Source organism: Sediminibacterium sp. (genome assembly GCF_019264485.1).
Taxonomy (GTDB): Bacteria; Bacteroidota; Bacteroidia; order Chitinophagales; family Chitinophagaceae; genus Sediminibacterium.
Genome location: NZ_JAHVAA010000005.1, coordinates 93,525 through 109,159, shown reverse-complemented (window position 1 = coordinate 109,159; position 15,635 = coordinate 93,525). Strand labels below are relative to the sequence as shown.

General features: G+C 40.1%; 10 protein-coding genes. 8 read left to right on the top strand and 2 right to left on the bottom strand.

What is annotated here, in order from left to right; all coding sequences use genetic code 11:
- Positions 1–79: 79 nt before the first annotated feature.
- Positions 80–1,888 carry a RagB/SusD family nutrient uptake outer membrane protein gene (locus KXJ59_RS03060; protein WP_295201007.1) on the bottom strand — a complete coding sequence of 603 codons (1,809 nt, stop codon included), beginning with the start codon at positions 1,886–1,888 and terminating at the stop codon, positions 80–82.
- A gap of 18 nt (positions 1,889–1,906) precedes the next feature.
- Positions 1,907–5,152 (bottom strand): TonB-dependent receptor, encoded by a 3,246-nt coding sequence (locus KXJ59_RS03055; protein ID WP_295201004.1) that lies wholly within the window; start codon positions 5,150–5,152, stop codon positions 1,907–1,909.
- 573 nt (positions 5,153–5,725) lie between these two features.
- Between KXJ59_RS03055 and KXJ59_RS03050 the strand changes: the two genes are divergently transcribed.
- The 8 genes from KXJ59_RS03050 (at position 5,726) to KXJ59_RS03015 (ending at position 15,494) form a co-directional block, all read left to right on the top strand.
- Entirely contained in the window at positions 5,726–8,245 is a 2,520-nt protein-coding gene (locus tag KXJ59_RS03050) for a glycoside hydrolase family 9 protein (protein ID WP_295201003.1), read from the top strand.
- Positions 8,246–8,501: 256 nt separating this feature from the next.
- Complete coding sequence (locus KXJ59_RS03045) at positions 8,502–9,095, top strand: hypothetical protein (RefSeq protein ID WP_295201001.1); 594 nt, start codon at positions 8,502–8,504, stop codon at positions 9,093–9,095.
- A 376-nt stretch (positions 9,096–9,471) separates the two neighbouring features.
- Positions 9,472–11,985 (top strand): SIR2 family protein, encoded by a 2,514-nt coding sequence (locus KXJ59_RS03040; RefSeq protein ID WP_295200999.1) that lies wholly within the window; start codon positions 9,472–9,474, stop codon positions 11,983–11,985.
- Between the two features lie 396 nt (positions 11,986–12,381).
- Entirely contained in the window at positions 12,382–13,098 is a 717-nt protein-coding gene (locus KXJ59_RS03035; RefSeq protein WP_295200996.1) for an SDR family NAD(P)-dependent oxidoreductase, read from the top strand.
- A gap of 455 nt (positions 13,099–13,553) precedes the next feature.
- Positions 13,554–13,988 carry a UPF0158 family protein gene (locus tag KXJ59_RS03030; RefSeq protein WP_295200994.1) on the top strand — a complete coding sequence of 145 codons (435 nt, stop codon included), beginning with the start codon at positions 13,554–13,556 and terminating at the stop codon, positions 13,986–13,988.
- A gap of 123 nt (positions 13,989–14,111) precedes the next feature.
- On the top strand, positions 14,112–14,459 hold the full coding sequence (locus KXJ59_RS03025; RefSeq protein ID WP_295200991.1) for a DUF3024 domain-containing protein: 348 nt from the start codon (positions 14,112–14,114) through the stop codon (positions 14,457–14,459).
- A gap of 316 nt (positions 14,460–14,775) precedes the next feature.
- Positions 14,776–15,339: a hypothetical protein gene (locus tag KXJ59_RS03020; protein WP_295200989.1), complete on the top strand. Its 564-nt coding sequence runs from the start codon at positions 14,776–14,778 to the stop codon at positions 15,337–15,339.
- Positions 15,336–15,494 (top strand): hypothetical protein, encoded by a 159-nt coding sequence (locus KXJ59_RS03015; protein ID WP_295200987.1) that lies wholly within the window; start codon positions 15,336–15,338, stop codon positions 15,492–15,494. Before KXJ59_RS03020 ends, KXJ59_RS03015 begins: the two co-directional genes overlap by 4 nt.
- The last annotated feature ends 141 nt before the right edge of the window (positions 15,495–15,635 follow it).

Sequence of the window (15,635 nt, the reverse complement as noted above, 5' to 3'; positions counted from 1 at the left end):
CTCGTTCTCTGCGGTGAATTTACTCGAATTTTCACCGCAGAGAACGAGGGAACGCAGAGATAGGCCGCAGGGGGATGTTTTAATAGCCTGGGTTTTGGGTTAGGTTGGGGTTGGCATCGCGGGCGGGTTGTGGTATGGGTAAGAGTTCTGATTTACCCGTTACAAAACCTGTTGCATAACGTGCCAATGCTGTTGTATTCACTGCAGCCTGTGCCCAGTTTACCCTTGTACTGGCTGCTGGTGTCGTACCCGGTGTTGGCGCATAGAATGAATTGGCCCATAAGGTTGCATCATCTGCTGTTGAGTTATTGCGATAATACATAAACTCAGGTAATGTGCTGTAAGCGCCCGATCTGGTTGACATAGCAAGCAATGCAGTTTTGGTCTGTGCAATTTTTGTTGCCAGCAGGTTCCACCTGATCAGATCAAATTTACGTACACCTTCACCTCCCAGTTCCAATGATCTTTCTTTCACCACTGCATCAAAGAAAGCTGCTTTTGATAAACCGGTTGGTAAATCAACCGTTACATCAGGTGTACCGATCGCTTTTCCAAAACCTCTTCTTCTTACCTGATTCACGGCGTTATAAGCAGCAGCAGTTGGACCACTGATTTCATTCTCTGCTTCAGCCAGCATCAGCAACACATCTGAATAGCGCAGTATCTGCCATTTCAATCCAAAATATTGTACCGCATCTGTTGGTGAAACAACAGGACCACTGATCCAGTCTCTTCTGTATTTACCATCACACATGGCAGTCAATGCCTGACCAATTTTAGTACTGCCATTGGCCGCCACATTATAAGGTGCACAGGTTACATCTCTTCTTAAATCGTTCTGATCGAATGCATAAAAATAAGTGGGTAATACATTGATACTTTTATTACCCAGGTTGTTTACAGTAGGTCCATTATAATAAGCCAGTTTGGTATCTGCCGTTGCATTTCTTCCGATACCACTTGCCTGAAACATCAGTTCACCATTGGGGTCGGCCACTACTCTTGCATTCACCTGGTCTTTCCATAATGCCCTGAAACTGGGGTTCAGGGAATGCTGGTTGGATGCAATGATTTCATTACACTCATCTTTAGCAATCTGATAATAGGTAAGATAATCTGCAGGTCTTTTCATCGATCCGTCGCTACGTAAACCAAATCCACCTCTGAACAATGCAATCCTTGCACGCAACCCTTTTACCGTTCCCTTGGTGATACGCTCATCCAACTGATCGCCGATACCTGTAACTTCATTTCTCCAGGGCACCAGATCAGCCGCCACTTTTAAATCGGCCAGTAATCGGTTATAGATGGTGTCTCTGTCTGTACGTGTTGGGAAAGGAGCACTTGCTGCCACCGTTGATGAGGGCTGAAAATGCGTGGGTAAATCACCCCAGTTTACAATGGCCTGAAAATAAAACTGGGCACGCAAAGTGAGTGCCTCACCCAGTAACCTCCGCAATTGTTTTTTCTCCTGCTCACTGCCACTATTGTACATATCCATTTTAGGGATATTGGCAATACAGATATTGGCATATTCAATACCGGTAAACAACTGGTTGAATGGATTGGTAATTTGTGCATTACCAGATGTTGCCGCATAACGGGCAATATCACGTCTGTCATTATCCGCATTGCCGGTTGGCCCCTGCATTTCATCTGTATCAACGGTATAATACAGACTGAGGCGAATACCAAATCCAGCATCACCCACCAGTCTGCTGTAAGCACCGGCCAGTGCTTTACGCGTGCTGGCTACGTCCTGAAAAACCATCTCGGAGCCCACATCTGTAATGGGCTGCTGATCGAGGTATTTTTTACAGCCGGTAGTCAGCAACATCGTTCCTGCTACTGCGATCACTGTGAGTTTGTTAAAATATTTATTGTTCATATAGCAATATTTGATCGTTTAAAAAGTTGCGTTGATACCGAAAATGAATGTTCTGCTTTTTGGATAAGCCGAGTAATCAAGACCCTGCGTCAGTGGACTGTTTCTCACACTCACTTCTGGGTCGTACCCTGTATAGCTGGTGAGTATGGCAAGGTTATTAGCCGTTAAGTAAAAACGCAGTTTACTCATTTTAAGTCCCACTAATTTTTTCACCGGCATGCTGTAACCAACAGTTACGTTGTTGATGCGCAGGAAAGAACCATCTTCAATAGCCCATGAATGCGGATAGAAAGCACCTGCACCACGAACCGGCTGCCAGATGGTTGCATTGGCATTGAGCGCAGCCAGCTGATCTGGTGCAATACCTACCACCTGGTTGCTGCCGTTTACATACTGCGCTGTTTGACCGGTTGCCGTTACCACTTTCCAACGATTGCTCATGATATCGAGCATATTTGAATTGGCGGTATAACCATTGGTAAACTCAATCTTATTTGCATTGTATACATCATTACCATAAGAGAAGTTCATGAAGATGCTCATATCCCAGTTCTTATACGTGAACTGCTGATTTAAACCACCTGTGAATTTAGGTAATGGATTACCGATAACCGTTCTGTCGTTATCCAGTGTAATGGTACCGTCGCCATTCAGGTCTTTGAATTTAATAGAACCTGGCTGAACCGGTCCGATGATACCTGCATTACTCACCATACCAGCTTTCAGTGTATAAACGCCTGTGCCGGTATTGTAATCGAAATCGCTTACTTTATAAAAACCATCTGTTACCAAACCCCAGATAGCACTGGTTGGACTTCCGATGCGTACCAGATAATCGGTGGGTTGTCCGGAAACACCCCAGCTGGCAGCAGGGAAGAATGATTTCTGGTTCAGCCCCAGTTGCTCCACATTATTTTTGTTGAAGGCCATATTGTAGGAGATGGTCCAGCTGAAATCTTTGTTACGGATGGGTGTGGTACTCAGTTGCAATTCCACACCTTTATTGGTGGTTTTACCTACATTCTGTAACTGTGAGGTATAACCATATGTGGGTGCAATGGGTACATTCAGTAAGAGGTCTTTCGAACTGTTGTTGTAAATATCTACACTCAGGTTCAGCCTGTTTTTAAAGAGACTGATATCAACCCCAAAGTTTTTATTGAGTGTTGACTCCCAGCGCAGGTTTTCATTCACCAGACCGGCAGAATAGAAAGCATTTACAATTTCATTGTTCATGCCATAATACAAACCGCCATCGTTTCTGAAAGTGGTAAGGAAGAGATAATCGTTAATACGGTTATTACCCACGGTACCAAAACCTACACGGAATTTCAGATCGCTGAGGAAGCTCACATTTTTCAGGAACTTTTCATTCTTGGCCCTCCAGGCAAACGAACCCGAGGGGAAATAACCCCATTGTTTACCCGGTGCAAATTTGGAAGCACCATCGGCACGGAGGTTGAAAGAGAAATAATATTTATCTACATAGGAATAACTCAGGGCACTAAAGAACGACATGCTCGTGTACCTTGTTTTATTCACTCTCGGAAAACCCGCAAACCTGTTGGCCAGCGATGTTTTGGTTAATGCATCCTGTACAGATGTAAAAGTTGGATAATCGCGGAACTGACTGGTATAACGTTCTGTACGCAGGTCATAGGTTTCCTGACCCACGAGGATGGTGAAATCGTGTTTGTCTTTATACCCGTTAACTGAATAAGTGAGTGTATTGGTATTGGTAATGGTTGTTCTGTTAACGGTATCGAGTGTAACAATCGCTTTTCTTCCACCCTGAATCACGGCAAATGGTGTGATGGAATCGCTGAACTGACGATCAATACTATTCTGTCTGTCGTAACCGATGGTAGATTTAAAATTCAGGTTTTTAAGAATGGTATACGTAGCGGCAGCCGTAAAGTTGTATACATCTGAAGTTTTACGTCTGAATTCTGCATTGGCCAGTGAAATAGGATTCACCAGGTTCAAACCATTACCCACATTGGGATCGGCCAGCGGATCGGCATCATCTATATCCTGTGCGGCAGAAAGAAAGGGTCTGTACTTAACCGCATTACGCAAACGGTTATAAGATGTTCCCTGGTCTGATGAAGTTCCTGCACCATATACATTGGTACTGGTATAACGACCTGTAACAGCCAGTTTCAGGTTGCTTAATATTTTGTAATCTGCTTTCAGGTTGAGTAAGTGACGGCGATAATTTGAATTGAGTACAATTGCTTTATCATCATTATAAGTATACCCGAAACTGTAGGTGATTTTTTTATTGCCACCCATGGCAGATACGTTATGGGTTTGCATGATGCCTGTGCGACCCATCACTTCATCCTGCCAGTCTACCGTGTTCACATTTTTGTAGTTGGATAAAGTGTCCCAGGTAGTACCAAAATTTCTGGCGAAACTGGCACTGTCGGTAGCACTGCCCCTTGATCTTTCATACTGGTACAGCACATAATCGTAGGGCGTTTGCACTTTCAGTTTTTTGGCCAGTTCTTTAACCCCAACAAAACCATTATAGCTTACCACCATTCTGCCGGGTTTACCGCTTTTGGTAGTAATAACGATAACACCATTGGCACCACGGGCGCCATAGATGGCGGTGGCGGCTGCATCTTTCAGCACATCGATACTTTCAATATTCTGAGGCGATAAGGCAGATAAACCATTTTCTACCTGCACACCATCTACAATGTATAACGGAGAGTTATCACCAGTAATAGACATACCACCTCTTACCCTGATACGGATATCAGCATCAGGAGAACCTTCTGCTGTGGTAGCCGTAACACCGGCCAATCGGCCACTGAGTGCTTCTGCTGCAGAGTTAATGGGAATATCTTTCAGATCTCTTGCACCCACGCTGGCAACGGATGCCAGCAGGTTTTTTCTTTTAACGGTCTGGTAACCGATTACTACTACATCATCCAATGTTTCTGCAGTAGCAGCAGCGAGTGAGGCATTGATGGTATTTCTGCCGTTTACTGCTTCTTCTTTGGCAGTAAAACCTACAGAGCTAAATACCAGCGTAACACGGCCATTGGCGGCGAGTAAGCGGTAGTTACCGTCTTTCGAGGTAACGGTACCGTTCTGCGATCCTTTCACCCTTACACTTACTCCTTCCAGTGGCTGGTTATCGGCACCGGTTACACGGCCTTTTATTTCAAAACTGTTCTGGGCATAGGTAAACATACCCGTTAAAAGCAGTAAGAGGGTGGCTAGCCCCATCAGCTTCATTTTCTTTGGCATAAGCAAGCAATTTCTGCCCCCTTGCCCCCTAAAGGGGGAATAAAGGAAGCGTTTCGGTTTAATGTTCGTTATAATAAGGGATGATGGTATATTACCACAGGATGTGGTACAAAGAGGTGAATGTTTCTCGTACAGATTCATGGCAAGCAGTTTACCCCCTAGCCCCCTGAAGGGGGATTTGGAGCGTTTTTCGTTAATCAATTCTACGCTTAACCGGAGAAACCCCGAAGCATTGCCAATGCCTTTTTTTACGCAAACGTTCCCGGCAACGATCTCACAGAACAGAGGAATAATGAATATCGAATATTGAATGAAGAAATGAGAAGGCAAATGTTTGATGGAGGATGTCGGATGTCTGATTTTTTGAATTTTTGATCTTTGATTTTTTGATTTCCTAACCCTTGATTCCTTGCCCCTTTATTTCCTGATTTCTTATTCCTTATTTCATATTCCTTATTCTCTTCCGGTCTTTCGGTCTTCCGGACTCCCGGACTCCCCTCCTAAAAATTTCTCCCTCCCACCTTTTTTTATGCAACCGATTGCGTAATTTACACTCAGCCATACAATTGCCTTATGAAAAAAATACTTGCTACGTTATTTGCCTGCTTTTCTATTGCTATCCTCACTGCCCAGGAGCTTAAACTCAATGAGCTGGAATATTTTGAAAAACAGGGCGTGAATTATCTCATCTACAGCAACCTCTTTACCGGCGGATTTAATGATGAAAAAAATGCCGGTATAGAACTCATACACCACGGCGTGCGAACCGCACAGGGAGGCGCCATACGACTCTCCAGCACACCCGAACAGTGGGACCTGGTGCCGGTAATTTCGAACCGGAAAATAGACCGTATGCTAAAAACCATAGAAGCTTCGCTACGGTATGCAGAATACGATTTCGACTCACGCATTGTGGTAACCGCCAAAGGCAAGGCAATTGAAATTGCCGTGTACCTCGATAAACCCCTGCCCAAAGCACTGGAGGGCAAAGCCGGGTTTAACCTCGAATTTCTCCCCTCACAATACTGGAACAAAGCCTATCTGGTAGATGGCCGTTACAACCGCTTTCCCCGCTATGTGGTGGGTAATACCCAGGCCAAACCCAACAGCGAAAAACCCAAACAGTTTAAAGGATACAATACATCTGATGACAGGGGCTCCGGAAAATTTATTGATCCACTGCCACTCGAAACGGGTCGCAGTATGGTGCTGGCACCCGATGATCCGTCACGCCTCGTGAAAATAAGTTCGCCCGATGCCGACCTCCTGCTCTATGATGGACGCATTCTCGCACAGAACGGCTGGTTTGTAGTGCGCAGTACACTGCCCGCCGGTAAAACAGGTAAAGTGCTGAGCTGGACCGTTGATGCCAATGCCATTGATGGCTGGATCAGAGAACCCAATATTGGTTTCTCTCAAGTAGGTTACCAGCCATCGCAACCCAAAATTTCGGTGATTGAACTCGATAAAAAAGACAAACCCGAAACCAGCGCATCGCTGTATAAACTGGGTGATGATGGTACTGCCACCAAAGTATTCACAGGCAATGTAGTGCCATGGGGCGATTACTTTAAATACCACTATGTAAAATTCGATTTCTCATCGGTAACCACTCCGGGCATTTATTATATTCAGTATGGTGCGGTGAAGACGAATAATTTTTTAATAGAGAAAAATGTCTACGACAACATTACCAAAGCCACCAGCGATGTGTGGATTCCGATTCACATGAACCATATGACCGTGAATGAAGGCTACCGCATATGGCATGGCGAACCTTTTAAAGAAGGCTACCTGCAGGCTCCTCCCAATACCGATCATTTCGATCTGCACCGGCAGGGGCCAACCACCGATACCAAATACAAAGCACTCGAACTGATACCCGGTTTAAACATCGGCGGCTTTTTTGATGCCGGCGATTTTGATATTGAAACCGGTGCCAATATTGGCGTGGTTCAAAACTTTGTAAAGACCTGGGAATATTTTAAACCACAACGCGACCAGACTTTTGTAAACCAGCAACAACGTTATGTTGATCTGCATCGCCCCGATGGCACACCCGATATACTACAGTATATTGAACATGGTACATTGAACCTGCTGGCACAGGCGGAGATTATCGGGCATATGGCGCAGACATTGTCGAATGCGGTGCTGGATAATTATCACCACTTAGGCGATGCGGCATCCATTACAGATGGTTTGCCCTATAACCCCAAACTGGGTGCGCATGAAATAGCTGCCGATGGAAAATCGAGTGGTGTGAAAGATGATATGTGGGCTTTTACCAGCCGCAACCCCCGACTCGATTTTCGCGCCGCCACCATGTTTGCCGCTGCCAGCCGCGCACTGAAAGGGTATAATGATGGGCTGGCCGACAGAGCATTGAAACAATCGAAAAGACTGCTGAAAGAAGCCAGCGATTTAATGGCTAATCAACCGCAGGAAAATGCGGGACCCTTTGGCTCAGCCAATATGGCCACCTACCTGCAACTCTTTATTGCCACCGGAGAACAAACTTATTCCGATGAATTCCTGAAACTCTTATGGCCCGCACTCGAACGCAATGTGAGCTTTACCCTTTCTACGGCATTGGATGCTGTGCCGTATATGAATGCTTCTTTTATAGATAAGCTCCGGCCTTATGTGGTGAAGTACAAAGACTATATAGACAGTCTGGAAAAAAACAATCCCTACGGAGTACCCATTGGTTTGGGCAACTGGGCAGGCAGTGGCGATGTGGTGGGCTTTGGCACCACGGTTTGTTTTGCGCATAAATTTTTTCCTGATATCATCGACAGCAAACAGTTGTACAAAGCCAGTAATTATTTATTTGGTTGTCACCCCTACCACAATTATTCATTAGTGGCCACGCTGGGTGCCACACGCCCCAAAAATGTTTTCTATGGAAACAACCGCGCCGATTTCTCATTCATTCCCGGCAATGTAGCCCCCGGTATTCTCTTCCGCAAACCCGACCATTTTGAGAACTACGATGACTGGCCTTTTTTATGGGGACAGAATGAGGGAACGATTGGGGGGAATACAGGGTATTTGATTTTTGGGGAGGCGTTTAGGAGTTTGGTGAAATGAGGAGGGGTTGGGGGGTTAGATATTAGGTGTTAGTGTATACTACTTCGCTTTGCGAGATAAACCTTTTGAAAAGTGATTTGCTTTTCAGAAGGTTTTTTGTTTAGCATAAGTAAAGACAAAATCAGTAATGCTGTTTTGCGCTAATTAGTGTTTGATTTTAGATAACGTGTTGAATTTCAATAGAGTTAAATTTTATATATGTTGAAGAGAATTGCGTAAATTTATGAGTTGTACGCTATTTACATAAACTTCCCAAATGTCAAAAAAACTTAGACAAGAACCTATCTATATCGCACCAGGAATTTTTGGTTGGCTTGATAATAATTATACACCCCATGTATTGGACGAAGTCTCTACTAATGAATTAGACCCATACAATGTAAATCACAAGATACTTATCTATGAAAGACAAGTTAAAGAATGGTTTCTAAACCCTGCGACAACTCTTTCACATCAAAAGAATAAAGGCTTTATTGTTTTGATGATATGCTTATCTTATATTGAAGGTATTGAACAATATCGACAGGGTTTAAGCAGTAATGGACAAAGTTCAGCATTCTTTGTTTCTTCGTTGCAGAGAATTTATCCTGATAGATTTACAGACGTTCAATTAAGAAGCCTATATAAACAAGCAAGATGCGGTTTATTCCACAATGGAATGGTTGAAGAGAAGATGATAATAAATAACAGCTTTCATCATAGTATAGAATTTATTGGTAACACTGACGTAAAAGTTAGTCCTTCCAAGTTGCTTAGAGATATCAAAAACGATTTCGAGGCTTATTTGTTAGAATTAAATAATAATCAACAAAGTCGCCATCGATTTGACCAGATGTATTCAAATGTCTAAACGGCATTCACTATATAGTTTTATGTACCCTCTCTTTTTAAGAAATATAGACATAGATAAAATCGTTTTCATTAATTAGCGGATTGCTCAGGGAGACTGTAACATCCTATCATTTATACTTAGTACTTCATCTGGTGGCTATATCTTAGCTATAGAGTAAAAATTCAAGACAAGAAAATATTATAAACTGCATGTAACATAGATTTTGTAAAAGTTGGTTGGTAGAATTTATTGCTCAAGAGTAGGAATAATGATAAGGGTTCAGTAAATTAGCTATATCAATAAAAATTTAGCCAAGCCTACGACAGACCAACTCCCCCACATTCGCAAATTATAAGCTGTTCGTCTAAATATATTTCATTATCAATATGACCTTATGCTTGATCAAGAAAAAGAACTAAAGAGAATCATCGAGGTAGAAGATCCCATTTTATTCCTTGGAGCTGGGTTTTCTCTTGGCGCAAAAACTCATTCAGGACGAAATGTACCCACAGGCAATCAGCTTAAATCTGATATTATCACAGAACTGTTAAGGTATCCGAAAGGGTCCACAGAATACTCCGATTTGGAAAAATACAACCTTTCTGAAGTATGTGATTTTTGTGAAATTGAAAAAAGCAAAGCTCATCTTACCGATTATTTAGTCGACTATTTCAAAAATTCTAAGCCTGCTGTTTTTCATCATCTCATAACTTCTTATCCCTGGAAAAAAATTTACACTACTAATATTGACGACATAGTTGAAGTTTGCTATAAAAACACAAATCAAGAATTATTAATTCAAAATTTCAAGAGAAGATCGACCATTTCTGAAAAAGGAAAGATTGAACTACTGAAGATTCATGGCTGTGTTAATAACCCTAGCGAAGGTTTGACATTTAGCAATAAGAGTTATTTAGACACAATGATTCTTTCTAAAGACTATAGATTTAATAGTCTTTCATTAGATATGCACTCTGAATCAATTATTTTTATTGGGCATGATTTTAATGAATACAATATAGATTTTTATCTAAAGCTTTATGAAAACTCTGGCTACCAATCATCAAAAGGCAAGCTAATATTCATAAACCCTTTCCCCTCAATAATATTTAAAAGTAAAATTAAGCAGATTGGTGCTTTATTAATTGAATGGGACACAGAATCGTTCTTTCAATTTGTTTCAACAATTCGTAGTACTACAAATGATAGCACTTTAGTAAATCAATTAAGAAATCTTACGCGATTTGGCTTTGAAAGTTTCAAGACTATTAGATCAAAAACATTACCAATCAAGAAATATGAAAGTAATTTATATTTTGGATTTGAACCTAATTGGCTCGATATTTTTGACGAATGGGATTTCCAGAACAATGATCTAATTGAATCTTTAGTACAGTTCTGTGACACAAGCAAAACTGAAGAATCAAGAATATTTGCAATCTATGGTAAAGGTTTAAGTGGTAAAAGTACTTTTTTATTGAGAGCGGGCATCGAATTAGATTCCTTGGGCTACGAAGTTTGGGATTTCCGTGGAAAGCATTTTAACTATTATGAATTTTTCAAATGGACAAAGCTAAACCCTGAAAAAAAGAAGTTTGCCTTACTTTATGACAATGCTAGCTATAATTACAGAGACATTCTACGCTTAGTAAAGTTAATTCATCATTCACAACATCTTATAGTAGTCACTACATCCAGGCTTCCTTCACATCTTAAATCAAGATACAATATTGTTGATGCTTTTCATAAAGAATATTTTCTTGAGCCTAAAATCACTAGAGAATTTGCGTCAGAAATTGCACAGAGGCTAAATACAAAAGGATATCTCGGGTCTTTAAAGGAATTCGATGACATTTACGACAGGATTAAATTTATTACTATCAAAAATGACTTATTAAGTATTCTTTATGAAATCACATATGGCAAAGGTTTTCGAACTCGCATCTCTGATTCTTTATTACCGATATTAAAAAAGGACTCTGATGAACGTGACTTACTCATTATTCTTGCACTTTTTGAAAAGCTTGATCTTCCTAGCGTACCAAAAGAACTCATATCATTACTTTTCGGAAGCAACTCGAAGGTGGCCCTACAAAATATAGAGGACTTCATAAAATACACCTCCAATAATGATGTTAGCTTAAGAACGATTTTCTATTTACAATCAATATTAAAAACTTGTTCAGTTACTAAGATTATAACTCTTGTAAAAAATATTCTACTATCTATTGCGCCTCAAATTAGTGATCGACATAGTAGTTGGACTCAAATAGAAGCCGCACTTACAAACGAAAAGCTTTTACGAAAAAGATTTGGAATTAAGACTAAGGAAATTAAGGAAATGCTCTATGATCTAAAGCTCGATCTCAGCGGCAGCTATAACTTTTGGATTCAGTTGGGCATTACTGAACAAGCCGAAGGAGAATATGACAAAGCTTTAAACCATTTCAAACAGGCAGAGGTAATAAATCCAGGCTCCTACATGGTAAAAAATGCCATTGGTAGAAATTACCTCAAACAAGCAAATTCTCTTAATAACATTAGTTTGGCAAGAACAATTTTCGCCGAGGGCGAAACAATATTACTACGTTTGATAGCTAAAAGAGAAGAATTGGAGGTGAGGGCTTTCTCGACACATACGTACTTGTATGAGAAAATTATTTTTTTAAGAAAGTTTGAAATTGTCCCTTCGAATGATGAAATCCGAGAAATGTTTAGTTTATTAAAGAGGCTGATGGACAAAGATCCCGAAGATGTAATGTCAAAGCAAATCAGTAATTATTTTTATGATTTTTTACGATCCATCAAGAGGAGTAATGTAATTAAATTGAACTATCACGATCTAAAGCTACTCAATTCGATGCTTTCGGAAAGCCGAACTGATATCGTAGATTTAGTAGACGACTAACCTATCACAAAGATTCATTTATTCATTCTCCGTGGAGTCTACTTAATCAAAAAAGTTCGTCGAATGTCTACGAGGCACGAGGGACTATGCGTGCTGCGCAGCCAGGGTCTACTTACTCAAGAAAAGTTTCCCGCATCGTCTCCCACTCACGCCAAAGGCGAGAGATTGGGGACGTTGCGGTGCTGCACAGCCGGAGTGTTTCTATTTGTTTTAACTACGTATGTTGGGTAATAGTATGCGAGATGGTTATGTAATAATTAGCATGTTTCTGTGTAGCCGACCGCAACGTCCCCATGCGCTCACCTGCGGTGACAGCGGGAGACGATGCGGAGAACTAAAAACAAGTTTGCTATTATTGCAGAGCGACACCAAAATATAACGACAGACAATATTGATATGAATAAAGCAATAATTATCGGCGCCACATCAGGAATAGGAAAAGGACTTGCCTTAAAATTGGCAAACGAAAACTATACTGTTGGAATTACTGGCAGACGAACAAAGTTACTTGTTGAATTGAAATCTCAAAAGCCAAACTTATTTTATCCCAAGACTTTTGACATAAGTGACACCGACAAAATAGTTGAAGATTTAGAAGACTTGACAAAGCAACTTGGCGGACTTGACTTACTAATAATAAGTTCTGGAACTGGCGACTTAAACGAAAAACTTAACTATGAAATTGAAAAACGGACAATTGAAACCAATGTAACAGGTTTTACTTGTGTTGCGAATTGGGCGTTCAATTATTTTGAAAATCAAAAGGCAGGGCATTTAGTTGCAATCAGTTCTGTTGGCGGACTTCGTGGAAGTAGAATTGCACCTGCTTATAATGCTACAAAAGCTTATCAAATAAACTATTTAGAAGGTTTAAGACAAAAAGCAACAAAATTGAAATCACATATTTTTGTAACAGACATAAGACCAGGATTTGTAGATACTGCCATGGCTAAAGGCGAAGGACAATTTTGGGTTGCTTCAGTTGACAAAGCAACAAATCAAATTTTTGATGCCATAAAAAAGAAAAAGAAAATCGTCTATATAACCAAACGTTGGAAAATTATTGGGACAATTTTAAAAGGAATACCCAGACAATTATATGATAGAATGTAAACCAAAAGAAAAGCAACGAATCGCTAACATTCTTTCTTCATTCTCCGCAGATTCTACTTAATCAAAAAGTTCGTCGCATAGTCTCCGAGGCACGAGGGACTCTGCGTGCTACACGTCTTGGGTGCATGAACAAAACAAGTGAATCACGATAGTTCATCCTTTATAGAGCGCAGCTTCATGCTGCGTATAGTCTACTCAATTCAGAAAAGTTCGTCGCAGCGTCACAGAAAAAAGCGAGATGCACAGTTGAACGCCAACTGGGGGACAATTTGTCCCTTGGTTGAAATGGAAGCCACTGACGGTAGAAAACGAAAAATACAAGCGGTTCATACAAGGGGCTTTATTCTCCTCTAGGTCTACTTAATCAAGAACGCTCGCCACAGAGTCACCGGTTTCAGAGGTAGAGATCGCGAGGAATAAATTATTTTATAAATTAGTCTTGCTATTAATAGACTATGAATATTACATCCCCCGACAATATAAAGATAATTGCAGAAGAACTTGACTGCGGCTTCCGTGCTTTCATTCACAGGAAAACAGGGCAACTCCTTTTTATTCCAGACACCAGCAGCTATTCAGATCTTGATACTGATGTTTGGAACGAAGAGATCGAAACATTAGAAAAGAATATCGCTGAGTACTATGAAATAGAAAAATGGACTTCAAATGAAGCATTTGAAATAATGAGAACGTTTAGCGATCAGTTGACTGATCATACATTGAAAAGACAACTATTCGAATCTTTACAAAAGCGTAAACCCTTTAGAGAATTCAGGTATGTCATCGACGACTCAGACGATTTTAGGGAACAATGGTTTGACTTTAAAAATAAGTGGCAACAAGATTATGTGGCAAGATACTTAAACCAACTTAAGCCATCAGATGAATGAGAAGATAAACAGTGACTCTTCACTGTTTATAGTAAATAGCTGTGCAAGTCGCATTCTTTTACCGATTACCATTAAGCAATATGGGATCGCTTATCTATTGAGGTTTCTAATATCTTTGTACTAATGAAAATAGATGTTATCCAGGCTGTTGATGTAATTGAAGTAATGGAGAATTATCTACAGAGAAAGAGGCCTCCAGAAAATCTAAGGGCACAGCTTGATCTTATGTATCGAATAGAAGAACAAAGCATCATTATTTTTGAAATAAGACCCAGATGGGACAATCCAACTGTTTTTATTGAAAGTCGGGTAGCAAAAACCACTTTCATAAAATCTAAAAATCATTGGAAAATATTCTGGATGCGCGCAGATTTAAAATGGCATAGTTACAAGCCAAATCCTACTGTAAAAGAAATCAAAGATTTTGTAAGAATAGTGGATGAAGACAAATACGGATGTTTTTGGGGCTGATTTACGATGTTTACTTTCCCACAGTGTTTTCATAAAAAAGAAGTTACCACACAAGAATTTTCAATCTCTACATTGCTGGTGAAAGAGAATCAGTGAAGAAATTCTAAGACACATATTCGTTAGACAAATTATCATCGAAGATTTTTCATCTTACACTTAGAAAAAATTCTATCGAAAGATAAACATACAGTATGCTGAAATAGCAGGCACTTAATGTTCTCTGAATAATATTTTGATGTAACTATTCTCTATTTTTATTTTTATAGGCATACCTTATTGATATGCCTCTCCTTTTAAAGTGACCATCTAAAACCGAATGAATAATTTTGAAAACATTTATGAATTAAAAGAAGACAAATCAGCAACTGGTTTGAAATTCTTTTTCATAAGCAAAGGTGAGCGGGATATTATTAAAGCTGTGCAATTCTCCTTTATACAAGAATTAAATGGGCGCAATATTTACAATCTTGGATTTGGCGATTATGATTTAGAAAATGATACAATAACTGACGATATAAATACCAACAATGGTGATGCTTACAAAGTATTAAATACGGTTTTAAGTACGATACCTATTTTCTTCGAAAATTTCAGCAACGATATTTTATTGGTTCAGGGTAGTGATGGAAGACCTGCTTTTGCAGAAAACTGCAGATTAGTATGCAAAAAAAACTGTATTGATGAGTGCAAAAACTATAACAGGAGAATTAACATTTATCGCGGGTATGTTGACAAAAATTATGAGGAATTAATTGCTGATTATCAATTCCTTGGAGGCAGTATCAATGAAGAACAACAAATCATTTTACAACCATATGAACGGTATAAAAAGTACGATTCTGTATTTTTGTTCAGAAAAAATATTAATTTCATACTATGAAAACTAAAGTAACAAAATCAAAAGAATCGGTAAAGCCACCTGAGCCTGAGCTTTTGTCTTTAGTAGCGTCAAAACTCAGAGACAGGGTTTTATTTCCTAAAAAAGTGGAAGATGCAAAAAAGTATTTACAGAAAGTAAAGATCACAAACTCATAATCGTTCCCTACGATTTTCCCGTCTCTGATCGCACGTGAAAGACGGAAACGACACTGCATTAAGATATTCCCATAAAACAAGAAGCCCAACTTTCGTTGAGCTTCTTGCCGATCGGGGACACCCCAGTCCAAATTTTATAAC

What these genes read in the sequence shown, in the direction of transcription:
- KXJ59_RS03060 (WP_295201007.1), bottom strand. Translation starts at nt 1,888, where the DNA reads ATGAACAATAAATATTTTAACAAACTCACAGTGATCGCAGTAGCAGGA.
- KXJ59_RS03055 (WP_295201004.1), bottom strand. Translation starts at nt 5,152, where the DNA reads ATGCCAAAGAAAATGAAGCTGATGGGGCTAGCCACCCTCTTACTGCTT.
- KXJ59_RS03050 (WP_295201003.1), top strand. Translation starts at nt 5,726, where the DNA reads ATGAAAAAAATACTTGCTACGTTATTTGCCTGCTTTTCTATTGCTATC.
- KXJ59_RS03045 (WP_295201001.1), top strand. Translation starts at nt 8,502, where the DNA reads ATGTCAAAAAAACTTAGACAAGAACCTATCTATATCGCACCAGGAATT.
- KXJ59_RS03040 (WP_295200999.1), top strand. Translation starts at nt 9,472, where the DNA reads ATGCTTGATCAAGAAAAAGAACTAAAGAGAATCATCGAGGTAGAAGAT.
- KXJ59_RS03035 (WP_295200996.1), top strand. Translation starts at nt 12,382, where the DNA reads ATGAATAAAGCAATAATTATCGGCGCCACATCAGGAATAGGAAAAGGA.
- KXJ59_RS03030 (WP_295200994.1), top strand. Translation starts at nt 13,554, where the DNA reads ATGAATATTACATCCCCCGACAATATAAAGATAATTGCAGAAGAACTT.
- KXJ59_RS03025 (WP_295200991.1), top strand. Translation starts at nt 14,112, where the DNA reads ATGAAAATAGATGTTATCCAGGCTGTTGATGTAATTGAAGTAATGGAG.
- KXJ59_RS03020 (WP_295200989.1), top strand. Translation starts at nt 14,776, where the DNA reads ATGAATAATTTTGAAAACATTTATGAATTAAAAGAAGACAAATCAGCA.
- KXJ59_RS03015 (WP_295200987.1), top strand. Translation starts at nt 15,336, where the DNA reads ATGAAAACTAAAGTAACAAAATCAAAAGAATCGGTAAAGCCACCTGAG.